Here is a 24,337-nt window from a genome sequence, read left to right on the forward strand (position 1 = left end):
GGAAAGTGGCGCCCCGTCAGTCGGAGACGCCACTTCCCTATAACCGGGAGACCCGGGCGATCAGCACTCGAGGAGCGAAGCTCCGCAGCCGGCGAACGCATCGTCGAGCAAGCTGGTGTCGATCATCGACTCGGCACTGGGAAGGTTCTCGATGCCTGTCAGAGCCAGGACGTCCCACATGGTGGACGCCATGAGATCGAAGTCCATCTGGAAAAGACCCTTCTCGTCGGTGAGGCTGCTCGTCATCAGAGGTACCTGAGCGTCATGTACGGGCCGCTGGAACGAGATGTCCATGCCGATCTCGGCCCCTCCCCACTTGTTCATCATGAGGTCGATGGCGGCATCCGGATCGGCGAAGGCCGCTTCCCAGCCCTTGATCATCGCCCGCAGGAATCCCACCATCGCATCGCGGTTGGCGTCCAGGAAGCTTCGGTTGACGAACGCCAGGTCGTGATACATCTGCATGCCCAGGTCGGCATAGGACACGGCCACGTTGTCGATGCCCATGAAGTCGAGAATGACGGGGTGGCTGTTCATGTAGTTGATCTGGCCACGCACCAAGCCTTCAGCGACCGGTGACGGGTCGTAACCAACCGGGACCATGTCGTAACACCCGGCCTCCAGCCCGTTGAGGGTCAGCAGCGCGTCGAGTTGGACTATGTCACCGGGGGTGGCCCCGATCTTGCTGCCGCATATGTCGTTCGCAGTCAGGATCGGGTCCGAGGCCAGGGAACTGATCCCCAGGATGCCCTCTTGAAGCCTTGTCCCGAAGATCACGAACTCATCGCCCTGTGACACTGCATCGGCAATGATGGCCAGACCTCCGAAGCCGATGTCCGCAGCTCCCCCGGCCAGGATCTGGACGGGATGCGGCACGTTCGGGCCGCCGTACTCGAACTCGGCCACTACGTTCTCCTCGGTGAAGAACCCCAATTCGTCCGCCATGTAAAGCCCCAGGAATCCTGGATCCGCCGTCCAGTTCAGCCGGACACGGATGACCGTCGGTTCCATGGGAGCTTCCGTGGTCGGCGCCGCCGTGGTATCAGGCGCCGCAGTTGTCGCGGGCGCGGCCGTCGTATCAGGCGCGGCTGTCGTTGCCGGAGCGGCCGTCGTTGCCGGGGCCGCGGTCGTGGCGGGCGCAGCCGTCGTGGCGGCAGGCTCGTCATCCCCGCACGCGGCCGCCAGCAAGGCCAATACGAGAATCATCCCGCCTAGTCGTGATCTACGTGAGTACCGCAATGGTCTCCTCCTACTTCGCCTCGGATGCTTCAGTCTGCCACCCCTAGTGGGGGAATGCACCTGGTTTTGTCCACGCCGAGTACGGCAGGAGGCCGGTACTGCCTAGAGCATCCGCTGCTGCCCGCGCTCCTCGAGCCGGCTGGCGCCGACGTATACGACCACCGACAGGACGACTATTACCACCGCGGAGCCCCAGGCCCGAGCCATTTCGAGACCGCCGTACGAGAGAGCGAATAGCCACCCGAGGCCGTCGCGGCCGGTGAGGTACTCCCCCAAGATCGCGGCGACGATCGCCAGCGCCCCGTTCAGCCGGAGCGCGGTGAGGAAGTCGGGTACTGCCGAAGGCAACGCCAGGTGACGCAATCTGGCGCGGCGCCGTGCTCCCATGACGGAGAACACATCGTCGGCGCCGGGGGGTGTGGAACGGAGACCGGAACTGACCAGCACGAAGGTCGGGAACATCGAGACCAGGGCGGCAACCGCCACAACCGTGGTCCGCGTGTAACCGATCACCCTCGCCATGATCGGGACGGTCGCTACCAGCGGAACGGAGTACATGATGATCATGGGTGTGGTGAGCATGCCCCTCAGCACCGGAGACAGCCAACTCGCCAGTGCCGCCGCCAGCCCGATGAGGCTTCCGACCAGCAGACCCACCGCAGCCATCTGCATCGTGTTGAAGGTGTACGAGAGATAGGTGCCGGGATCCCCGGCGATGTCGCTCACCACCGATTCGGGGGTGGGGGCCACGATGGGACTGACGTCCCAGATCGTGACCGCGAACTGCCAGAAGCCGATCACGAAGACGAAGGGCCACACCGTGAGAGCAATATCCACCAGTCGGCGGCTCCAGGAGGCGGGCTCCCTCTCTCCCTCCTTCGATCGGCCGGAGCCGGCCAGTTCCCGCACGTCCTGGCGGACGGAGAAGTCGCGACGCCGGACTAGTTCTTCCACCAGGGCGAAGAGGCCGAAAGCCACGATCGCTATGAAGGCCGTCAGCCCAGCGGCTGCCCAGAGCCGGGCGGTGAAGAACTGCTGGAGGGCCACGACCATCACCAGGCCCAATCCCGGCTCGGTCGTGCCGAACCACTCGCCGAAGACCACGCCGAACATGGCGGCGGGAGCGCCGAGCTTGGCCGCGTACACGATCGAAGGCAGCACCGCCGGTATCTCGAGCCTCCAGAAGCGGCTGGTCCTGGACGCCCCCAGAACGGTGAACACGTCCTGATGGGATGCGCTCACGAGGTTGAAACCGGAACTCACCGCGATGAAGCTCGAGAAGAACACGGCCAGGCTCGCGAAGACCACCGGAGTCGCCGACGACGACACCACCATGACGATGAGCGGGCCCAGAGCGATCCAGGGGATGGAATTGACGACGGTGGCCAGGCGCCCGATGCCCCGGCGGAGCGGAATGATGACCAGCCCGATGATGGCCAGAGAGATTCCCAATGCCATCCCGGCAGCGAATCCCCGCACCGCGTCCCGGATCGTGCCTGCGGCGGCCCGACGCAGTATCTCCCTGTCCTTGGAAAGAGACTCGAGAACATCCGTGAAGGGCGGCCAACCCCTACCGAACACCTCGAATTGGCCGACCAGTTCCCATCCCGCGAGGAGGACTCCCACGCCTGCAACCCCCAGGGCGGCCGATCGCCAACCGGATACTCCCCTTGCGGAGACAGCCCCTCCGGTTGCCATAATCCATCGTCCCTTCGGGAGCCGGTTAGTGGTCTGCCTGCGGAGGCATACCATCTCGAAAAATCTTACCCGCCGGTCCTGGCCGCCGAACGGCTGAATCCAACGATGCGGGAAGGCGTAGACCGCTAGCGTTGTAACGCACCCGACGGGAACGACATGAGAACCATCACTGTTCAGGCCACCATCCGCCAGGATCACCTGGACAAGTTCCTAACGGCGTCGATCGCCAACGCCCGTGCGTCTGTGGCGACCGAGCCAGGGTGCCGCCGTTTCGACATCTTCGGTGACGATACGGACCCGGCCAGGGTGGGATTCAACGAGATCTACGACGATGACGGCGCGGTCGAAGCGCACGGCGAGTCGGCGCACTTCGAAACCTGGTTTTCGGCTACCGACGGAATGCTCGATCAAACGGTCTGGGCAACGTGTCGCAACCTCTATACCTACACCTTGAAGTCCCGTCGCGTGACCGGCGAAGGATCCGGCGGTCAATCATCAACCGGAGGGATCAGGGTCTACCAGGCGCGTATCTCCCTGGAGCCCGATGACGCAGACGGCTTCATCGCCTCGGTGCGGGACCAGGCACGCGCCGCGGCTGTGTGTGAGGAGGGCCTACTCCGGTTCGACATCAACCAGAACATCGATCTCCCGACCGAGATCTGGCTCTACAAGGTCCATGCCGATGCCGCTGCGGCGGGCGACCACGCGGCCGCGCCCTACACGGCTGCTCATCTCGATCGGTACGGGGGGTACTACTCGGACGGAGCGCTCGAGCCCATCTCGGGACCGAACATCTGGCCACCGGACACCGGGTGGTGAGCCCAACCGCCGGAAGCTCCACGGGGGATCCGACCGCCTCGGAGCACGTCACCTGCGACCTGCTGGTCACTGGAGGTGTGGTGGTCACCGTGGACGACCGGCGCCGCGTGATCGACCCGGGAGCGGTGGCCATAACCGGGGACCGGATCGTCGCGGTCGGCCCCGCCCGTGATCTGGGCCACTATCGGGCGAGCCGGGTCATCGACGCCACCGGCGGGGCGGTACTGCCCGGGCTCGTGGACACCCACCAGCACCTGTTCCAGTACTTGACGAGGGGTCTCGGAGAAGGCCTGGAACTGTGGCCTTGGCTGTCGGACTTCATGTGGCCGGTCACCACCGCCATCTCCATCGATGAGGCCAGGATCGGCGCTCAGCTCGGAGCGGTGGAGGCCGCTCGCTCCGGCGTCACCACTGTGCTCGACAACCATTACGCCCCCACCGACTTCGCATCCACCCTCGCCGTGGCGGACGCCATCGAGGCGGTCGGGCTGCGAGGGGCGGTCGCCAGGGGCATGACCGGCGAGCTGACCGGGATGGCGGCCAAGCACGGCCTGGCGGGCGAGTTGTTCCGCTACTCCAACCAGGAGGAGATCGACATCACCCGGGCCTGTATCGAGGCCCGCCCGGCCGGCGCCCGGGTGGGCGTCTGGCCGGCGCCCCTCAACATCATCTACGTCAGCCAGGACCTCGTGGTCGATGCGGTCGGTCTGGCACACGAGAAAGGGATCGGCTGGCACTCGCACTGCTCGGAGGCGGTGAACGACCCGGTCTTCTATCTCGAGGAGTACGACCGCAGGCCGGTGCTGTGGCTGGCTGAGCGGGGGCTCTTGGGCCGGGGCGCCACCCTGGCCCACGGGATCTTCCTCGACGACCGCGAGGTCGAACTCGTCGGGGACTCCCGGACCGGTATCGCCTACTGCCCGATCTCCCATCAGTACATCGCCCTGGGAGTGATGCGTCTCCGTGACCTGCGCGGCGCCGGCGCAACCGTTGCTCTCGGTCTGGACGGGGGCAGCGGGCACCGGCTGGACATGTTCGCCTGCATGAAGCAGGCGGTCCTCCTCCAGCGCGTCCATTCCCAGAACCCCACCGAGTCGAACGGTGAGGAAGCGATCGAGCTGGCCACCCGCGCCGGCGCCGAGTACATGGGGATCGAAGCCGGTGTCATCGCGCCGGGGAAGCTCGCGGACCTGGTGATCGTGGATCAGTCCGCTCCTCACCATTCACCGCTCCACCGCACGGTGGCTTCTGTCGTCTACTCGACCGGCCCCGCCGACGTGACCCATACGATCGTCGGCGGCGATGTCATCTTCGAGAACGGCAGCTGCACGATGGTGGACGAAGCGGCCGTCGTCGAGGAAGCGAACGGGCGAGCCGCGGACCTCGTCGCCCGGGCGGGTCTCTCCCCGCTGCTCGAACCGTGGCGGATGACCGCAACACCCCCGACCACGCTTGATCGGTCGGAGGGCTAGGTTCTTTATGATTCGGGCCTCGTAAGGTGGTCCCTCGGTACCAGGACGAGGCACCGACCGGGGGTTGACAGCTGTCTCGAAAGGAACACCGATGGGCGAAATCGAAGCGACTTGGGACTTTCGCGACCCGTACCTCTGGATGCGGAAGACGGCTCGGAGTGCGCTGCCGCCCCTGATCATCACCGCGGCCATCAGCGGCGGTGGCCATGGCAAGGAGTCGAACCCGGCTCTTCCCGAGACCCCGGAGGAGCAGGCGGAGGAAGCCCGGAGGGCATACGAGGCCGGCGCGTCGCAGATACACGTGCATGTGCGGGATCCCGACGACTGGAGTCAGTGCACCGGCAACCCCGCCGACTACGGGAAGGTCAACGGGATGATCCGGGAGCTGTGCCCGGATGTGATCATCAACAACAGCACCGGCGGCGGGCCCACCCTGACCACGGAGGAACGGTACTCGCCGCTGTTCGCCGACCCGGCCCCTGACGTGGCCACCCTCAACCTGGGTCCGTTCGTGTCGAAGTTCACCATGCCCGAGCGGCCTTCCCACCTTCCACATCCCCGGGGGCCGGTCGACTACGACATGTGCAGCGGCACCACCTACGGCGAACTGAACCACTACGCGTCCGTGATCGCCGAGCGCGGGATGAAGCCGGAGCTGGAGGTCTACGACCCTGGGCAGTACTGGGTGCTGCGCGATCTGATCTACAACGAGAACGTGACACCCCCTTACATGGTGCAATTCGTCCTGGGTGCCCAGACCGCGTCGTTCCCGACCCCTGCCAACCTAATGTCGCTCGTCAGTGAACTCCCGGCCGGCGCGCTCTACTCGGTGATCGGTACCGGGCCGTTCCAGATCCCGATGAACGTCCTGGGAATCCTGCTCGGAGGCCATGTGCGGGTTGGTCTGGAGGACAACATCTACTACCGGCGGGGCGAGAAGGCCACCGGCAACGCCCAGCTGGTGAGCCGCATCCGCAGGATCGCCGAAGACATGAACCGCGAGATCGCCACGCCCGCCCAGGCCCGCCAGATGCTGGGCCTCCCGCAGGTCGCATGAAGCCCGGACCTCGGCGGAAGCGTCCCGAGCCCGCCGCGAGGCGCGAGGGGACGCCGGCGTGAACTCCGGCTCGCGCCGCCAGATCCTGGACGTCGGCGCCTTCGACGTGTCCGGTGTGCGGGCCGGCGACGAGACCGCTTTCGCAGACGGCATCCTGACCATCAACATCGAGGAGTTGGAGGAACAGCTCTCCACAGATCCGGATCTTGCCGCGGTCTCGGTGGAGATCATCCGGCCCGGGGAATCGGTCAGGGTGATAAACGCGATCGATGCGGTGGAGCCGAGGATCAAGGTGGACCCTTCAGGCACGGACTTCTCGGGTCTCCTGACCGTGCCCCGGCTGGTGGGTACGGGAACCACCCACGCCCTGAAAGGGGTGGCGGTCGTGGAGACCGCCCTTCCGGTACCGGGCGAACCGCGCTACTGGCGGGAGGCCGTCTTCGACATGGCCGGCCCCACAGCCGGATACTCGCCCCTGTCGGAGCTCATCATCGTGGTGGTCTCGTGTGAACCGACCACCGCACTGCTGGAGAGCGAGGACCGCCCCACCAACGTCTTCGAGGGAACGCCGGAGGCTGTCGAGTACAACAAGGCGGTCCGGCTTGCAGGCCTGAAGGCAGCCCGGTACCTGGCCGAGACAACCCTCGGGAAGAGACCCGACCGGGTGGACACCTACGACCTGGCCCCCTCGCCGGTCAACGGCCTGCCGGCGGTCGTGTACCTGTACCAGCTGGCCATCCCGTTCCTGCATGGCGAGATCGCTCCCGGGGCCGGGGCCATCGGCGGCGCCGCCCACCTGCCCACCCCGATCCACCCGAACGAGCTGCTCGACGGGGCGCTGGTGTGCGGCTGGAACGCCATCGCGTGCATGCGGGAACTCACCTACACCGTGCAGAACCACGCCATCATCGAGGATCTCTACGCCCGCCACGGCAAGGACGTCGACTTCCGGGGTGTGGTCCTCTTCACCAACGGAGACACCCGCGCCGCCAAGGAGCGCCTCGCCAACCACGCGGCCAACCTGGCGATCATGATGGGCGCCGAAGGGGCGCTGATCAACTACGCCGGCGGTGGGCATCCCGCCGTCGACGCCATGATGATTTGCAGGAACCTGGAGCGACGGGGAGTGACCACGACGATGCTGTCTATGGAGATGGCGGCCAACCCGGGTGAGTCCGGCTTCGTCCACTTCGTTCCGGAAGCCGATGCCATCGTGAGCACCGGAAACTACGAGGAGACCGTCCTCTTCGAGCCCGTGGAGCGGGTGATCGGTGGTGACGCCCTGATCCGGATCGAAGAGGACCCGGCCGGTGCGTTCGAGGCCCCGCTGGCGATCGTGATGGCCAGCACCCACCAGTTCGGCGGAACCCATATCCGCGGCGAGGAGTACTGAGAGGTAACCGATGGCGAGAATCGTTCACTATCTCAACCAGTTCTTCGGGGGACTGGGCGGCGAGGACCAAGCAGGCATGGGACCGGTCTCCGAACCGGGTCCGGTGGGAAGCGGCCGGGGCCTGACCCGCTTCCTGGAAGGCGAGGACCGGATCGTCGGGACCGTCATCGGCGGTGACAACTACATGGCACAAGGCGGGAGCCGCGCCGTGGACGAGGCGATCGGGTTGATCGCCGGGTTCGACCCGGACGTCGTGGTGGCCGGACCGGCCTTCGGATCCGGACGGTACGGCCTGGCCTGCGGCGCGGTCTGCAAGGCGGTGATCGAGCACCTCGGCGTACCGGCGGTCACCGGACTCCATCCCGACAGCCCGGGCGCCGCCGACTACCGAGCCTGGGTCCCGACCCTCGCCACCGCCGAGACAGCCGCCGGCATGGGCACCGCACTGGAGCGCCTCGCGCATCTGGCTTCCAGGCTGGGACGGGGCGAAGAACTCGGCAGCGCCGCCGAGGAAGGCACGCTTACCAAGGGGCTCCGGCGCAATACGTTCGAGGGCCTGCGGGGTTCCACCCGGGCGATCGAGATGCTGCTCACGAAGATGCGCGGAGAGCCCTTCGCTACCGAGTGGCCGCTCCCCCGCTACGAACCCGCCGAGGCCTCCGAGCCGATCACGACGGGCGCCCCCTTCCGGTTGGCGCTGGTGACCGAGGCGGGGATAGTCCCGGCGGGCAACCCCGACCGCCTGCCTTCCGGATGGGCGACCGACTGGATGAGATATCCGATCCAGGACCGGGAAGGCTTCGCGGAGGGTGAGTTCGAATCGGTCCATGGCGGTATCGACACCAGCTTCGCCAACCAGGATCCCGACCGCCAGGTACCGCTCGACGCCGCCCGGTCCATGGAGCAGGTGGGCCGGCTCAGCCTTCACCCAGAGCTACTGAGCACCACGGGCAACATGGGCACCCTGCGCGACATGACCCGCATCGGCGCCGAGATGGGACGCGCCCTGATCGCTGACGGGGTTCAGGCCGCGATCGTGGGTTCGACCTGAGGGACGGGGACGCGTAGCGGGTCTACGCTCGCCAAGTCGATCGAGAACCAGGGCATTCCGGCCGCGCTGGTCACGGCGCTGGTCCCTCTGGCCGAGTCCGTTGGCGTACTCAGGATCGTCCAGGGCAAGGCCGTCACCCATCCCTTCGGGGATCCGGACCTGGACACAGCCGACGAGACGGAGTATCGGCGCCGGGTCGTGGAGACCGCCATCTCGGCCCTCGAGGCCGAGGTCTCGGAGCCCACCGTCTTCGACGTCCAAGCGATGTCCTAGGTCGTCCTGGGTCGCGCCAGGTGTCGACGCTTAGCCCCAATTCTTCATGGATCGGGGGTTTGTACGGTGAATGGAGCGCGAGTCTCGGGCTCCTGACCTGGGGTTATAGCGATTTGGTAGTTGCGTCTTGGCTTGGCGTGACCGTTCACCTGCCCGGTGTTGGAGCGGTAGGCGTCAATTCATGAGGTTGACTGCCCAATGTTCGTTGGTGCGGCGGGAAACCTGAAGAATCAGGGCTAGGTAAGCACCTTCCGCAGGCTCTCCGCCCACTCCTCCGGGACAATCGACGTTAGGCCCTCGTTCGTTCCCATCTGGATCCAGGTCCAGTCGCTGGAATGGTGTGGCTCGACCACGTAGACGCGGGGAATGAAGCGGGCCCGGAATCGGGAGGGCTTTCCGTCACCCGGTGCCGTCGGGTGCAGCAAGCCGTTGAACGAACTCACCCCCAGGGCGGTGTGAGCGGCGGCCAGCCGACACATCCACGCTGCCATCCCGAACAAATGCGCATCGGTCGCCTCCTGGAGATGCCACGGGTCTCCGCCGACGGGGACAACGACGGTTTCGGGGACCAACGACATCGGGGCAAAGTCGGCGACCGCGGCAAACCCGCCCATCTCGCCGAGCCAGCGGGGACCGTCTCGTTCAACGGCGAGGAAGTCGTCCCAGAAGTCCGATTCGTGCTCGACATGATGGCGCTCCTCGCCGAGCAGCTCCGCCCGCTGCCGGTCCGGAAGGCGACCCGACGCAACTGCCTGGATGTGAGGGTGCGGGATGCTGGAACCCGACGCCGGCCAGAAGTTCCAGCCCAGCACACCCCGGTCACGCGGCGATCGTACATCGCGGAAGAACTCCCGCATGAGGGCAAGCGCGTCGGCGACGTCTTCGGGAACAAGGTCATTCGGTTCGACGAGCGGCCGATCGCCGATTGTCGCCACGGGCGAGAGCTCGTCGTAGGGGCTGAGGTTCGGGAACAGCACGCACCGGCCCCTCGTGTATCGCTCCTGAAGGCCCTCATCCGTGAACTTGGGGGTGACCTGCGTGACGAGCGGCGGCGCGAAGACCGGAAGCTCTGCAGCTTTGATCTCCTCGGCCAGCACGTATTCCTGGCGCGGCGGAATGCCGAAATGAGCCACCCTCGTGGTGTGTCCGGTTAGCGGGTGCACTCGGATGTCGATCGGTTTCTCGGCCGGGGCGAATTCCCTGCGCGGGTCAAGGTAGTGGCTGACGCTCTTCCTGCTCTCGAATACGACGCTCATGGCTGTGCCCTCAGTCCGTCCACGTGGAACCGTGGTACGAAGCGGCGAGTCCGTTCCTCTTCAAAGTTCGAGTGCATCCACCGGATGTCTCTCTCCTTCGTTGCTCCGGCGTGGCTTCGTCCTCCCCTAGGGTTTGAACTTGTCTCTACTTGGGGACGCTCAGTCACCCAATAGATGAGATGCCTTCCGACTTCTTCAAGCCGTCCAGGAAACCCGACGTCGAGCGTTTGTGGAAGACATCAGGATGATTCAGATGCGGAAAGGGCTCCCCTTCAGGCACTGGGACACCCAAGAAGTCGCAAACAGGCTCCCAGCCTTCGGTGACCGCATACACGAGCAAGCGGTCTGGGGGGAACTGCTTCTTGACATCTTCGTTCCACTGGACATAACGCTTGACCGCGTACTCCTTCTCTGTAAAGCGCCCTTCGAAGTACCCATCCTCAAGGATTCGAGACTGCATAGCATGGCTGCGCCTGATACAATCCGCAAGATACGGATCTAGATCCTTGTCTGCCTCAACTTCCGCTGCGTAGATCTGATTTGCGTGGGAAGGGCCTGCCTGAAATACGGTGTCAGCAATGTCGCCATACCATTCCTCAGGGTCTCTCACGCTTAGGATCAGTTTTGCGTCGGGGTACTCTTCCAAGATCTGCTGGGCAAAGATGTAGCCGGGATAACCTACGATAGCATTGTAGTTACTGAAGAAGGAGGCGAAGTCCACCGCTTTCCCCTGCTCCATCGACTCCCAAAAATCCATCCCCCTCGGGTGTGTGAATAGTTCACTGGAGTTATAGCAGGGGCCGAATCCAAGCACCTCGATAACCCGACGGATAGTCGTAGTACCGGTACGCGACAACCCAGTACCAATGATGCCTATGCTCATTCCAATTCCTCTCCTTGATATCTCGGATGTCTTGTGTAATTCGCGGTCATGAGCCGCATCCGACATAACTCATGACCCATGTGGAGCCTTACAGGTGGATATTGCAAGGCAATAAGTCGCCACTAATCCGTAGCAGTTTCAGATTGCACCCTCGCGGCCTCGATCTCTTCACGTAGCGACCCGGAGAGTTCACGTTTCAACTCTACAAAGTCGGCCGATGTAGTGACCTCGTCTATGTATCGCGGTCTTGGGAGCGGGTTCCTGAAGACCGCTTTCACCGTCCCAGGCCGGGCGGACATCAGCACGATCTTGTCCGAGAGGACTATGGCCTCGTCGAGATCATGGGTTATGAAGACAACGGTGGCACGGTATTGATCCCATACCTCCAATAGCAACCCTTGCATCAGCTCACGTGTTTGGGCATCGAGAGCACCAAATGGCTCATCCATCAACATGACGCGGGGGTTGCTGGCGAGGATTCGTGCAAGACCCACCCGCTGCTTCATACCCCCCGAGAGTTCATGCGGATACTTCGCTTCGAAACCTGTCAGGTGTACCTGGTCAACTTTCTCCCGGGCGATTCTTGTCCGCGTTTCTTTGTCCACCTTTTGCATCTTGAGTCCAAACGCGGCGTTCTGAACCACGTTAAGCCACGGAAAAAGAGCATAGTCCTGGAAGACAACTCCGCACTCGGGTGGAGGCCCCTCGATCTCTCTGCCGTCGATGCTTGCAGAGCCGCCTGTGCAGTCCACGAACCCGGCAACTACATTGACTATCGTCGATTTACCGCACCCACTTGGACCGATGATGGCGACGAATTCCTCAGGTGCGATCTCGATGGAGAAATCACGGACAGCGTGGACCTGCTCGCCCTTTGTGGCCTGAAAGGTCACGTCCAGATTCTCAAGCGACACGCGTGCACCACGGAGGTCGCTGGCTACATGGGTCTGTGTTTGCCCGCTGCGCAATTGTCTCCGACCGATACCAGACATCACCTCCTCGCCTCACCCGCCCAGAAGACCAGTCGTCGGGATATCCGGGAGAAGATCAGGTCGCCTAGCCCCCCGAGCATGCCGAGCGTCATCAAGCCGACCATCATCCTGTCGGCCCGGAAGATCTCGCGTGAGTGCGAAATGCGAAAGCCCACGCCCGCTGATGCCCCTGTCAACTCCGCTGCCACGACGACGATGAACGCGACGGCGACGCCAGCTCGCAGGCCGGCAATGATGAACGGAAGGGCTGACGGCAGGACCACCTGAACAAACAGCTTGCGTCCCCTCGCTCCGAGAGAGCGAGCAGCGCGCAATAGGACCGGGTCGACGGTTGAGACCCCGATGTGGGTGGCGAGCCATACGTGGAAGAACACACCGTAGGATATCAGGAACAGCTTTGAGGATTCGCCCAAGCCGAACCAGAATATCGATATTGAAACCCAGGCAATCGAGGGTATCGGCCTGAGCAGCTGAATGACAGGTTCTAGCAACGCTCGGACAATAGGAATCCTCCCAGTCATCAACCCGGTGGTGATTGCGATACTCGAACCAACAAGAAAGCCGCTGACCACTCGTCTTCCGCTAACCATGATGTCGTTGGACCACAAACCCGATTGGATCATCCGCCAGAGTTCCTGGAACACCCATGTTGGAGGCGGAAACAGATTCATACCCAGCCTGCCGAAGCGACTGACCAACTCCCACACGGTCAAGAACAACAATATCGAGACGGTGTTCGTCGTAATGCTCGGATTGCTACCCCAGTGTCGAATCCGTGCCCTGAGCCTTGTAAGTTTGGATGTTGTCTTGGCTTTCCCCGTCATAGGCAACGCACCTTTGTGATCTGTGAAAGTATGACTTCGCTTACCGATGGCCGCACTCCACCACGGAGGCGGCCATCGGTTCCGCACTTCGACTAGGGAAGCGACACGAGATCTGGTGCGACTTGCTCGAGTGGTCCTTCAATGATGAAGCTCCGGAAGTCCGGCATGTCTGCCCCTTCGGGAGCCAAGTCATTTGTCAGCTGCCAGTCCGCTCGAATCACGGATTCGTCAATCAGAGATTGATCGAGCCAGACCTTCCAGGAGTACACTTCCATCAAGCCCGCCGCTGTCTCAACGTCGATTTCGGAGATCTCTGCGACGCACTCCGTGGCCCCGTCCATATCGGCGGCCGCAAACTCATCAGCCAGAACCATGGCCTCCATGAAACGCCTGTATGCCTCAGGGTTCTCGGCGACAAGATCTTGCATTCCGATGAGCAAGAAGAGCGATTGGTGTATAGGCGGATCGGGCTGTCTCAGGACGACTGCGCCGTCCCCCAACTCCTCCAGCGCGGCGGCGTGTTGAGGCGCGAAGCTCGCAAAGGCATCGATATCACCTCGAACTAGGGCAATCACCATGTCGGGTGGTCTCAGGTTCACAATCTCCACATCGTCCACGGCCATGCCGTGATATGTAAGGAACTCGCTGAGGAAGAAGTGGACATCGGTTCCGAGTGTCACACCGATCTTCTTGCCCTCCAGATCAGCAGGCGTGGAGATCCCCGACTCAGCTCTTGCCGTGACCTTCTCACCGGGGGAACGAGCGTTCTCGGCGAGAATCGCGATCGGCTGGCCCTGGAAGGCAGCGAAGATCGCCGGCGAGATAGCCGTCGTGGCAAGGTCAGTCTGACCGCCAATGAGCGCATCCGTCGCAGCACGTCCTGTAGCGAACCGAACAAGCTCGACATCAAGTCCCACTTGCTCGTAGTAGCCCTCGCACTGGGCAATCACGGGCTGGATCCACACATGCGGCGACGACAGAGCCAGACTCAGCTCCATCATCTCAACCGGGGCCGCCGTCGTCTCAACCGGGGCCGCCGTGGTCTCAACCGGGGCGGCGGTCGTAGCAACCGGCTCCTCGCCATTGTCGCCACAAGCTGCTACAAGCAGCGCGATCACGACCATGTAGAGAACTGGCCTTCGTGCCCTATCTCTGTACATTCTCTTCGGTCCTTCCTCCTCGCGACGCCAGCTGGGGCCCAGAGCACCGAGCCTCAAACGGATCACAAGGCGTTGTGAGATTCGCTACCAGAGTCGTCACTGGTAGAGTCTCAATTAATGATTCCCGTCGCATAACTACCCATTTCGGCACATCACATATGGATTTTGCGCATTACACTAAAGCGCAGCTTTTTATCTGAGTAATAGATAGTTGAATAGACGATTGGCCGATTATCTATATCGTAGTGTGTGTCATTGCACTGGAGCAGCGGAGTTCCCAGGTTGATCTTCAACAGGCCAGCAACACGTTCGGTGGCCACGGACGGGATCAGGTTGGAAAGCGTGTAGCTCAGGTAAACACCACAGCGATCCGGCAGAACGTGAAAGAGGAGCTTCTCTAGGTCTTCTGTCTTGTAGGCCACGGTGATGATGTCTGCGGAAAGCCTGTCGACGAGATACACAGCCGGCTCATCATCCGCCAGGAAGACCCGGCGAACCACGAGGACGTCGGAATGGACCGGTATGTCCAACAGAGCTGCGGTTTCCGCATCGGCCGAGCTGACCTCGTGCTCGATCAGGTCGACCGACGGTGAGTATCCGGCGCTCTCGATCAACCCGTTGATTTGAAACGGTCGGTCAGCACGGACACTGAGGCGCAGGATGTTGGGGTTGGTATACGTGCCCGACCCCTGTTTACGCAGGACCAAGCCTTCGCTGGTGAGCATGGCGAGTGCCTGAGAAACAGTACCTCTGCTCACGCCGAGCATGTCGGCGAGCTCGTACTCAGTAGGTATCCGCTCTCCGTTGGGGTACTCGTTCCGGATCAGTTCCCTCAGTCCGCTCGCGACTTGAACCTTCAGCGGGACGTTCCTCGTGATCTTGACAGAGGCCTCCTACAGGTCGGGGCGCAGCAGACGGAGGCGACAAGCCTCAAATCGCTATTTGTTAGTCCTATGTCATTGTTGCTCGGACCGAGGCTCTCGTCAACTGCAAGGAGGGGGTTTCTTCCGCAAGCCGTACTCCGGCGTGAGCCATCGTCGACCCCACTCGGTGAGAATGCTCGGCCTTGAGGCCAGGTTGAGGCTGCTTTGGTGACGATACGAAGCCATGCGCCTCCGCCCACCTCTAGGTCACGAACCCGCTCGGAACTCCTGTCCTACACCTTGAGACAGGGGAACCCGCCCTGCGGCCATGCCGACCACTCCCCGGACCGATTCCAGTTCGACAGTGGTCTAGGCGCCGATCTTGTAGATGCCGGCGGCCGAACCGCCCAGGATGGCCGCCATCTCCTCGTCCGAGAACGGAGGGGCGCCCCGTCGTTCGGCCACCTCGTTGACGCTCCGGTACACGTCCGGGACGGTTGACTCCTCCCGACCCACGCGCACCTTGTCGCTGTTGTTGGACCCGTACAGCACCCGGTCGAGGGCGGACAACGACCGGAACGTCTCCAGCGCCCCGTAGAGGGGTCCCGGTCCCATTTCCGAGTAGTGGTACATGTCGGCGTAGAAGTTCGGATGTTTCGCGACCATGAGGATGCATTGATCGATCCATGGCACACCGAGCGCCACGATGAGCTTGAGGTCCCGGTAGCGGCGGCCGACCTCGTCGATGAGCACCGGATCGGCGTGTTCCAGCTTGGCGGTGATGGTCGGGGTCCAACCCGTGAAGATGTGCACCGGGATGTCCAGTTCGATGCATCGCTCGTAGATGGGGTCGAGCCTGCGATCGTTCGGCGAGTAGTGCTGGTACGCCGCCACGAGCTTCACAGCACGGAAGTCCAGTTCCAGGACACAGCGGTCGATCTCTTCCAGCGCTGCCGCGACATCGCGGATCGGGTCCACGCACACGACCCCCTTGAGCCGATCCGGGAACATTGCCACCTGCTCGGCGGTGTAGTCGTTGGGAACGAACACCTCATGCTCCTCCGGAAAGTCCGGATGCCACGTGGTGCGGCGGATATCGGCGCCCTGCACCAGACCAACATCGACACCGGACCGGTCAAGCAGGTCGACCATCCAGGCCCCGTCGGTCGACCCGAAGCCGCCCCCGTAAGGGCGGTACATCTCGGTCATCCACCAGTCGGGCACCTGGCTGGGCGTCTCGGTCAGATGAAGATGGCAGTCAACCGTGACCATCTATCCCTCCTGTGCTATCGGCCGGTTCGCGACCACCTACGCTCCGAGTCTTTGACGGACCTAGACCTGGATGAACTCGAGCCAGTTTCCCTCCGGGTCCTGGAAGTAGACCACGCCCCAATCGTCACCATCCGGGGTCTTCGAAAAGATCGGATCCGTAACGAAGGAGACACCTTTCCCGGCCAGTTCCTCATGGGCCTCGAGGAGATCGTCCACCAGGAAACAGACGTGGGTGGCGCCCAGCCTGTTCAACTCGATATGGCCGTCGCTCGACAGGGGTTCCAGATACTGGATGAGCTCGAGCATGTGGCCGTCATCCCCGAGACCGAGGAACATCTCGATGCGGCGAGCTCCCGGTATTCCGGCGTGATCACCTTCTGGTCCCGCCTCCATTTCATAGCGTTCGAGGACGGTCAGCCCGAGATCTTCCGTATAGAACCGCAGCATCTCGTCCAGGTCCCGGACCACGATTCCCGAGTGGTTGAGGCTGGTGATCATGGTGCGCCCTTCGATCGTGGTAACGCACGCATGCTATACCGCGGGTGTCCGGGTGACCCGGTCACCCGTCTTTGCGAGACCGTGGCCCGCCGGGTTCGGGCTGGAACGGACCGTCGCGAGCGTCGAGAAACGCCCTGATCCCACCCCGGCGATACGCCTCGTGGAGGTGCCGGACCTCGGACGAATCGCCGGATGCGTGGGCGATGGTGGCGAGGAACGCCATCACATTGTGGGCGTTCCGCAGTCCCATCGCCTCCAGGCCATAGGTGGTGATGGCCTTGTTGAGACGCACCGAGTCGGGCGGCACCATGGCGATCCTCGCCGCCAGGGCGTTGGCCCGCTCCAGCAACCGGTCGGCCGGCACCACCTCGTTCACGACCCCGATCCGCAACGCCTCCGCGGCGTCGAAGTGGTCGCCGGTGAGGGTGTAGCGGTGGGCGTTCTTCCACCCGGCCAGCACGGCGAACAGGATGGACGAACTCGATATCCCCCGGACCTCCGGCTGGCCGAAGGTCGCGTCCTCGGAGGCGATCGTGATGTCCGAGCACAACGCGTACCAGAACCCGCCGCCCAGGCACCATCCGTTGACCGCGGCGATCACCGGTGTCGAGAGTTCCATGACATGCATGAAGCCCTCCACGCTCCTTTGGTTGGTATCGAGCCATTGGCGCAACGTGGCGGCAGTGGTGGCGTCGTCGCCGGCAACGTCCTCTTCGAAGTCATAGCCTGCGGAGAACGCCCGTCCTGCTCCGGTGAGGACGATCACCCTTATGGCCGGATCGGCATCGGCCTCGTCGAGCGCGTGATGGAGTTCCCGTTCGAGCCCATGCGATAGCGCGTTCATCGCATCCGGACGGTCGAGGGTGATGGTGGCCACCGCATCGTCCCGGCTGAACGTGACGAACTCGTAATCCAACTCGGCGCCCTCCATCGTGAGACCCGCCTTGCCACGAATGCTTGGCATGTCTACGGGAGCGGATGAAGCGGCCCGCTGTACACGCAGGACAGGCGGTTGTTCGATGTTCCTCACACTATCAGCAGCCCGGCGAGTGTCTCCGAGCCGCAAGAACGCGAAAATCGCGAACACGCGGCCTACCTTGCGGGCCCATCCCCCAGCCACCACCTCCTTCGGTCCGTGCGCGTTCCGCTATCCCCTGGCGGGTCCGCTCCCGAATTGATCCCGGTTCCGGTTCCCTCGACGTCGAAAAGCAGGTAACCGGTGGTGCTTGTGGCTGCCGGGCAGTATGCGGCGGGTGTGTGCCATGTTCAACCCCCTTGTACGCACGGGCGTTCAGCCGGCGGTACCGGGAACCCTCGTACCGGCAGGGGGTCCGGTGGCGCCTGGTCAGCAAGACCGGGTCCAGGATTCAGGGCAGAGGAATACGCCCGGCCGGTTGTACACTCGCCGCCATCGCACCGGGGAGCAGACCGCATGTTGGAAGATCTGGGTGTCGAGGGGTTCGTGGGGACGCCGTTCCACAAGCGGACGGCAGCAGCCGTCGAGACATCTTCCTGGTTTCCCTGGCCCCCGTACATCGTGCCCGACATCTATACCGACTTCAGGGAGGAGCTGGCGGCGATGCGAACGGCCGCCACCCTCAACGAGATGTCTCCCCTGTCGAAGACCCGCATCGGCGGCCCCGATGCTCCCCGGCTGGCGAACCGGATCCTCCCCCGGAACGCTCTCACCCAGGAGGTGGGCCAGGTCCTCTACTCGCCGTGGTGCAACGAGGAGGGAAGGATGGTCGCGGATGGCCTCGTCTTCCGCTTCGGCGCAGAGGACTACGTGTTCGTGGCCGGGCCTCAGGAACAGTGGTTCAAGATGAACGCCGCCGGGCTCGACGTCGAGGTCGAGGACATCAGCCAGTCGATCGGCATCCTCGCCCTCCAGGGACCCGAGTCAACCGAGGTTCTGGAGCGTGCCACCGGCCGGGACTGGTCCTCCCTGGGGTTCTCCCGGATGGCAAAGACGGAAATAGGCGGAGCGATCGTGGATGTGAGCCGCCAGGGCTTCACGGGCGAGGTCGGCTACGAGCTATGGGTGTCGCCGGAGGGCGCCTGCCCGATGTGGGACGCGCTGATGGATGCAGGCGGGAAATACGGGCTTAGGCCCGCCGGGGAGTATGCCATCGACATCGCCCGGGTGGAGGCCGGCCTCCTGATCATCGGCGCCGACTACATGGGGGCCGGACCAGATCCGACCCCGCCTGTCGACGACCCTACCCAGATGCGCGAATGCTCCCCGTTCGAGCTTCGATTGGGTCGCTTCATCGACTTCGACAAGCCGGACTTCTTGGGGCGGCAAGCCCTTCTGGACGAGCAGGCCGCCGGGGGCGCGCCTCGACGGATGGTGGGGCTCAGTATCGACTGGCGGGCGATGCTGGAGTACCAGCTCGAGCGGGGCGAGTTCGTGCAGATGTTTCCCCGGGTGCACGACATGCCCCTCCCCGTGATCGACTCGGGCCGGCGGGTGGGATACGCCACCAGCGTCACCTGGGGACCGACAGTCGGGATGCTCATCGGTCTCGGCCACATCGACAGGGAATCGGCAAGCCTGGGAGCGCAACACACCGTGCTGTGGTCGGCTGCCGGTCAGACGGTGGAGATCGCGGCCGAGGTCGTCCCCCTGCCGTTCAGACCCCACCGGCGCGCCTGAGCCACCGGAGGAGCGGCAGGCCGTGGCAATGTCATAGACGCCACGAGTCCCGCAACGATCAGCCTCCACGTCCCCAAGGTCTCGCCATCTCCTTCCGTGAACCAGGCCGCTCCCCCGACCGTTCAACCGCGATGACCCGCTAGTAGCGTGCACGATGCGCACCGGATTGAGACCAAGGAGACCGGCACAGTGAAGAGGAAGGGACTGACATCGGCACAGCACGCCGAAGAGGGCGTCCCCCCGTACGAGGACCATATCGGCGAGAGCCGACCGTACTGGCGGGACATCATTCTGGGTGTCAACGACGGGCTCGTCTCGATGCTGTTGCTCGTGGCCGGGGTTGTCGGCGGAGGTCTCAACACCGACCAAGTCCTGCTGGCGGGGGTGGCCGGCGCGATCGCGGGCGCCATTTCCATGGCCGCCGGGGAGTACCTGGCAACCAAGTCTCAGGACGATGTCCTGGCGGCGGAGTTGGATTTGGAGCGCTCGCACATTCGCCACCACCGCGAGAAGGAGTTGGAGCAACTGGGCGACATGTTCTCCGACATGGGACTCCACGATGACGATGTCAGGAACATCGTGGAGGCGTTCGACCGTTCGGACGAGGGCATGCTGAACGCGATGAAGGTGCTTGAATTCGGCATCGTCGACTCGGAGCGTCGTTCTCCCGTCATCGCTATGACCATGTCGGGGCTGCTCTTTCTGGCGGGCTCGAGCACCTCAGTCCTCCCCTTCGTCTTGACGAACGACACCGGCGTCGGGCTCTGGTGGGCCGCCGCCCTGACTTCCGTCGGACTGTTCACCGTCGGCTCGGTCAAGGCCATCGTGGCCCGCACGAGCATGGTTCGCGCCGGGTTGGAGAACATGCTGATCGCCGGACTCGGCGGCGTACTGGCCTGGTACATAGGGAGCCTGGTCGGGTCCGCAGTCGGTTGATCTCTGCTCGACCGGTGCGCTAGGGGTTCAGATCAGCTGCCGGATACGGTATGCGGCCGGCCTCCTCGAAGGACCCACAGCCTTATCCGCCTGCCATCCAGGACGACTCACGCCTTGCGAGCCGCCTCCTGGATCAGGAAGATGTCGATGAGCCACCAGACACCTAGCCCGCCCCCGGTGAACAGCTTCCCGAGGCCCAAGCCGACATGGCCTAGATAGAACCGGTCCACACCCAGACCCCCTAGGAATATCGACAGCAACAGGGCCGTCGTCGGTGACTTGTCCTCGGTCATGAGCATTCCTCCCCGCTTGCTGTTCAAGGAAGCTACACCGCTCCCGCTACGTCAAGAGAGGACCCGCTTCTGCGACGATGTGGGACAACAGGTCGTCGTCAAGGTGGAGCTGAGGGGATTTGAACCCCTGATGCCTGTTCGGGGCTATATCCCCAGGTCACATTGTGTTTTGTCCGTTTGGGTTACTACTTCTGGTACTACAGTATGTTCGGGAGCACCACCCCGGTAACCAGCCTTATCCTCCTCGACTATATCTACCCAACGTGACAGCAACCAACACAGCACACCATCCCACCCAGCCGTCTCTCCAACCTGGTCCTAGGGTTCACCCGGATGGCATATGCGCCTGGGGATCGGCCATGTCGCGGATGTCGTCGGTGGGTCGATCACCAGGCTAACGGCGGGGGCCGATCAGGTTTCGAACTCGTGGGACTCGAAGCCGAGTTGGGTGGCGTTTTCCTTGACTATGCGTTGGGTGCGGGTGTCGTAGCCGTCTGAGCGGGCGTTGATCTCCACGGTGATGGTGACCTCCTGGCCCGTTCCGTCCAGGTGTTTGGTGACCTCTTCGAGGATGGTGCCTAGGTCACGGATGGCGCGGACCGTATCGAGTTCCTTTCGACCGTAGAAGCGGGTGGGTTGGGGCGTGGTAGGAGGCCGGCGCGGGTCGGGATCTCCTGGCTTCCACGTTTCCTCGGTTTCACGCGGGACCTCGTCTTCTTCGTCTGCGAGCTTTGACTCGGCGTCCAGCTGTGCCAGGGCCCGGTCTGGACGAACCAGTACCGCGGTGAGGCTTTGGGTCACCTCCACCTGGGCGGCGGTCTGTAGGCCTGGGTATCGGTCCCCCTCGGTGTCGTAGGTGTCGGCGTAGGCGAAGGTGTCGTGCTGCCAGTTCAGGTCGGCCACGCCTCTGGCGATGGCTGCGGCGAGGACGCCGAAGCCGGCGAGGCGGGGCATGTAGAGGTAGCGGCAGTAGTAGGACCAGAGCGTTCGGACGCCAACGTGGTCCCCGTCCCATAGTGGAGCTTCTGGTCGGTCCAGGTCGCGTCGTACGAGCGTGCCTGCGTAGGCGGTTATCAGGTGCTGGGATGACTCCAGCTTGTTGACGACACGCTCGAAGAGGCCGGCCGCTCCGCTGACCCGGACGGATGCCCACCGGATGTCGGCCTGCCCCGGGGACTGGACCGGGTAGAGCACCTGGGAGAAGGTTTCGCCGATCCGCAACTCGACGGTTCGGTCGGCCTCGTCCAGTCTGGTCTTGGCCTGGTTGACATCGGCGGGTGTGAGGTTGAGGTAGTGCTCACCTTGCTCGTCGAGGATGGATTGCCAGGCCAGCCGGCTGCGGATCGCCTGGCGCAACTCGGGTACGCGGGCTTTCTCGGCGGCCAGGAACACCAGCATGTTGCGGTTGATCCGCCGGCCGCCCCGACGCTCATCAAGGATGGTCTGGGCAGTCTCGACCGCGGGAGATGTGTCGCCCCGCTCGAAAGGGCTCTCTGGATGGAGGACCACCAGCCGGACTGAGTCGTCCTCGTCCGGGACGTCGCCGCTGTCCTGGAAGACGTGGACACCACCCAGCGGAGCGGGACAGCGGAGCTTGGCGAGGTGACCGCGCAGGTATTCATCGGCTTCGTCGTCACCGAAGCGGGACAAGGCCCGGTCGGCCGCCAAGCGGGTGAGCGACGGCTTGGTGTCGTACCAGTAGCGCAACTGCTGGTTGTAGAGGTAGGTGGCCTCGTCTGCGAGATGACGGAGCGCATCCCCGAACACGCCGGGCCTCTCCCCCGGCTGCACGCAGCCCAGCACGATGCGGGTCCGGTCGATACCCCTCTGACTGGTGGGCAGTGGCGCGGATCCGAGGTAGGTGGAACGGGCCACCCGGCGACAGGCCCCGTACCTACCCAGGTTCTTGCGGTCCCGGTCGAAGCGTTGCGGAAGTGACCCGGAACCGTCGACATCGGTGTCGATGATCGGTTTCCACTGGTCGGTCAGGTACCGGGTCAACTCGGGAACCACCTTGGCCGAGTCCATCGGGACCACCCCGGGCATGATCATCAGCGACCGGTCGTCCCTGTCCCACAGCACCGAGATGACGCTCGCCATCAACCGCAGCACCCCGCGGGTCCGCTGGAACCGTTCCAACGTGGACCAGTCCTGGTAGAGGCGGTCGAACAGTTCGGGATGGATCGGATAGGCGGCGTCCATGCGCCGGGCATAGTCGCGTTCCCTGGTCTCCGATGGGAACTCCCCGACATTGTCTTTGTACAGGTTTTGGTACGCCTTGACCACCGCGTCCCGATGACGGGCCATTGATGGCTCGATCGGCTCGAACAGGCGACGCCGGACGATCTCGAAGGACTCCTCAGATGATGCCGGGCGCCATTGCGCAGCCTTGCGGCCCAGCACGTGACGTAAACGCTCGAGCGCCTTCCGGCCCTTCTCTCCGCCGACCTCCATGCTGTCGTGGCTGGGGTCGCTCGACTCGGGAACTGACACCACCAGCAGCGCGTTGTCGACCGCGGCGGCAGCCTCGGTCAGCGCCTGGGCGAAGGTGAACTGGGTGTCGAAGTCACCGGCCGGCCGCTGCCCCTCCTCGGGAGACATCGGCAGGCCGCGTGCGTACGCCACCCACTCGTCGATGAGGATCATGACCGGCCCGTACCGTTTGAAGAGGTCCACGAGGCTCTCACCCGGGTTGGCCGCGTTGCGATCGGCGTCCTCGACCATCCGGTACGCCTCGGCGCCGCCCAGCTGGTAGGCGATGTCCCCCCACATGGTGTGGACCTCGACCCCGTCCTCCTTCTTGTGAACCGACGCGGATTCGGCCCACTGCCCGGTGAAGACCGCCCGTCGCACTCCTGATGGAACCGAGAGTTCGTCCTCGGCAAGCGCCTCGTCGACACCCCTCAATCGGGAGGTATCTGACGCAAGGTGATACAGAGCGATGAGGCTGTGGGTCTTGCCTCCACCGAACCCGGTCTGGAGTTCCACCACCGGATCGCCACCCTTCCCTGAGAGGCGCCGCGCCGCGGTACGTATCAAATCCCCTAAACCGTCGGTGATGAACGTCCGCTCGAAAAAGCTCACCGGGTCCCCGTACTCCGGAGCGGCCTCTCCTCTCACCACCTGGCGAAGATCAGCTGCGAACTCCGCCTGCGCAAAGCGCCCCTCCCGCACATCGCGATGCGGGGTCACCACCTCCCGCCACGGCTTGAGACCCGCCAGCGGCTCGCCCTTGGTCGCCTCCGCAGCTGCCCGACGTTCCGCCGTGCGCCGCTCCTCGGCGAACACCTGCCGACGAAGGCTCTGCTTGAGTTCCTGGACCTGCATCGCCGACTCGCCGGCTCGGAACGCTTCGAGCATCATCTCGCAGTGGTCAAGGATGCGGAGGGTCTGCTCCGAGCTGAACCTCTTGTTGTGCGCCCAGTCGTTGCGGGCATCCCACAACAGGTGCAGGTAGCTCCGGGTCGACCGCGACAGAGTGTCACGGAAGAACTGATCCCAGGTGGCGTCCATGCCCTTGAGCAGGAACACCAGATCGTCCGGATTGCCGAAACGGTCCTGATGGCGCAGCCGCTGGTTGACTCGATCCAGCCACCGCATCCCGTACTGAGCCCGCCAGATCCTCTCCACCTCGGGACGGATGGCGTCCCGCACCAACGTCAGCGCCTTGCCCACCCGCTCGTGATTGGTCACGGCCATCCG

The 24,337-nt window shown here is 63.8% G+C and carries 20 protein-coding genes; 7 read left to right on the forward strand and 13 right to left on the reverse strand.

Features of this window, described 5'->3' with window-relative positions; genetic code table 11:
* Positions 1-60: 60 nt before the first annotated feature.
* Positions 61-1,206, reverse strand: a complete 1,146-nt coding sequence (locus tag OXK16_15690; GenBank protein MDE0377384.1) for an ABC transporter substrate-binding protein — start codon at positions 1,204-1,206, stop codon at positions 61-63.
* A 135-nt stretch (positions 1,207-1,341) separates the two neighbouring features.
* The gene (locus OXK16_15695) at positions 1,342-2,865 is read right to left on the reverse strand and encodes an ABC transporter permease subunit (protein ID MDE0377385.1); all 1,524 of its coding nucleotides are present in this window, start codon (positions 2,863-2,865) and stop codon (positions 1,342-1,344) included.
* A gap of 228 nt (positions 2,866-3,093) precedes the next feature.
* Between OXK16_15695 and OXK16_15700 the strand changes: the two genes are divergently transcribed.
* The 5 genes from OXK16_15700 (at position 3,094) to OXK16_15720 (ending at position 9,002) form a co-directional block, all read left to right on the forward strand.
* Positions 3,094-3,756 (forward strand): putative quinol monooxygenase, encoded by a 663-nt coding sequence (locus tag OXK16_15700; GenBank protein ID MDE0377386.1) that lies wholly within the window; start codon positions 3,094-3,096, stop codon positions 3,754-3,756.
* Positions 3,753-5,228 carry an amidohydrolase family protein gene (locus OXK16_15705; GenBank protein MDE0377387.1) on the forward strand — a complete coding sequence of 492 codons (1,476 nt, stop codon included), beginning with the start codon at positions 3,753-3,755 and terminating at the stop codon, positions 5,226-5,228. The genes OXK16_15700 and OXK16_15705 overlap by 4 nt, the downstream gene beginning before the upstream one ends.
* A gap of 91 nt (positions 5,229-5,319) precedes the next feature.
* Positions 5,320-6,285: a 3-keto-5-aminohexanoate cleavage protein gene (locus OXK16_15710; GenBank protein MDE0377388.1), complete on the forward strand. Its 966-nt coding sequence runs from the start codon at positions 5,320-5,322 to the stop codon at positions 6,283-6,285.
* Positions 6,286-6,343: 58 nt separating this feature from the next.
* Positions 6,344-7,678 (forward strand): hypothetical protein, encoded by a 1,335-nt coding sequence (locus tag OXK16_15715; GenBank protein MDE0377389.1) that lies wholly within the window; start codon positions 6,344-6,346, stop codon positions 7,676-7,678.
* A 10-nt stretch (positions 7,679-7,688) separates the two neighbouring features.
* Entirely contained in the window at positions 7,689-9,002 is a 1,314-nt protein-coding gene (locus OXK16_15720) for a glycine/betaine/sarcosine/D-proline family reductase selenoprotein B (protein ID MDE0377390.1), read from the forward strand.
* Positions 9,003-9,238: 236 nt separating this feature from the next.
* On the opposite strand, the gene OXK16_15725 is transcribed toward OXK16_15720, so the two are convergent.
* The 9 genes from OXK16_15725 to OXK16_15765 form a co-directional block, all read right to left on the reverse strand.
* Positions 9,239-10,258 (reverse strand): hypothetical protein, encoded by a 1,020-nt coding sequence (locus OXK16_15725; GenBank protein MDE0377391.1) that lies wholly within the window; start codon positions 10,256-10,258, stop codon positions 9,239-9,241.
* 163 nt (positions 10,259-10,421) lie between these two features.
* The gene (locus OXK16_15730) at positions 10,422-11,141 is read right to left on the reverse strand and encodes a sulfotransferase family protein (protein MDE0377392.1); all 720 of its coding nucleotides are present in this window, start codon (positions 11,139-11,141) and stop codon (positions 10,422-10,424) included.
* A 122-nt stretch (positions 11,142-11,263) separates the two neighbouring features.
* Entirely contained in the window at positions 11,264-12,055 is a 792-nt protein-coding gene (locus OXK16_15735; protein ID MDE0377393.1) for an ABC transporter ATP-binding protein, read from the reverse strand.
* A 77-nt stretch (positions 12,056-12,132) separates the two neighbouring features.
* Positions 12,133-12,957 carry an ABC transporter permease gene (locus tag OXK16_15740; protein ID MDE0377394.1) on the reverse strand — a complete coding sequence of 275 codons (825 nt, stop codon included), beginning with the start codon at positions 12,955-12,957 and terminating at the stop codon, positions 12,133-12,135.
* A 92-nt stretch (positions 12,958-13,049) separates the two neighbouring features.
* Positions 13,050-14,117: an NrtA/SsuA/CpmA family ABC transporter substrate-binding protein gene (locus OXK16_15745; GenBank protein ID MDE0377395.1), complete on the reverse strand. Its 1,068-nt coding sequence runs from the start codon at positions 14,115-14,117 to the stop codon at positions 13,050-13,052.
* A 152-nt stretch (positions 14,118-14,269) separates the two neighbouring features.
* Positions 14,270-14,977, reverse strand: coding sequence for a GntR family transcriptional regulator (locus tag OXK16_15750; protein ID MDE0377396.1), 708 nt, complete (start codon positions 14,975-14,977; stop codon positions 14,270-14,272).
* A gap of 372 nt (positions 14,978-15,349) precedes the next feature.
* Entirely contained in the window at positions 15,350-16,252 is a 903-nt protein-coding gene (locus tag OXK16_15755) for an amidohydrolase family protein (protein MDE0377397.1), read from the reverse strand.
* A 60-nt stretch (positions 16,253-16,312) separates the two neighbouring features.
* On the reverse strand, positions 16,313-16,750 hold the full coding sequence (locus OXK16_15760) for a VOC family protein (GenBank protein MDE0377398.1): 438 nt from the start codon (positions 16,748-16,750) through the stop codon (positions 16,313-16,315).
* A gap of 61 nt (positions 16,751-16,811) precedes the next feature.
* Entirely contained in the window at positions 16,812-17,714 is a 903-nt protein-coding gene (locus OXK16_15765; GenBank protein MDE0377399.1) for an enoyl-CoA hydratase/isomerase family protein, read from the reverse strand.
* A gap of 468 nt (positions 17,715-18,182) precedes the next feature.
* Here OXK16_15765 and OXK16_15770 point away from each other — a divergent pair, with 468 nt between their 5' ends.
* Positions 18,183-19,406, forward strand: coding sequence for an aminomethyltransferase family protein (locus tag OXK16_15770; protein ID MDE0377400.1), 1,224 nt, complete (start codon positions 18,183-18,185; stop codon positions 19,404-19,406).
* Positions 19,407-19,595: 189 nt separating this feature from the next.
* Positions 19,596-20,342 carry a VIT1/CCC1 transporter family protein gene (locus OXK16_15775; GenBank protein MDE0377401.1) on the forward strand — a complete coding sequence of 249 codons (747 nt, stop codon included), beginning with the start codon at positions 19,596-19,598 and terminating at the stop codon, positions 20,340-20,342.
* 107 nt (positions 20,343-20,449) lie between these two features.
* Here the strand turns inward: OXK16_15775 and OXK16_15780 are convergent, their stop codons facing one another.
* Both OXK16_15780 and OXK16_15785 read right to left on the reverse strand, forming a co-directional pair.
* The gene (locus tag OXK16_15780; protein MDE0377402.1) at positions 20,450-20,635 is read right to left on the reverse strand and encodes a TM2 domain-containing protein; all 186 of its coding nucleotides are present in this window, start codon (positions 20,633-20,635) and stop codon (positions 20,450-20,452) included.
* 411 nt (positions 20,636-21,046) lie between these two features.
* Positions 21,047-24,334: a DUF499 domain-containing protein gene (locus tag OXK16_15785; GenBank protein ID MDE0377403.1), complete on the reverse strand. Its 3,288-nt coding sequence runs from the start codon at positions 24,332-24,334 to the stop codon at positions 21,047-21,049.
* Positions 24,335-24,337 lie beyond the last annotated feature (3 nt).

This window comes from bacterium (assembly GCA_028821235.1).
Lineage (GTDB): Bacteria > Actinomycetota > Acidimicrobiia > Spongiisociales > Spongiisociaceae > Spongiisocius.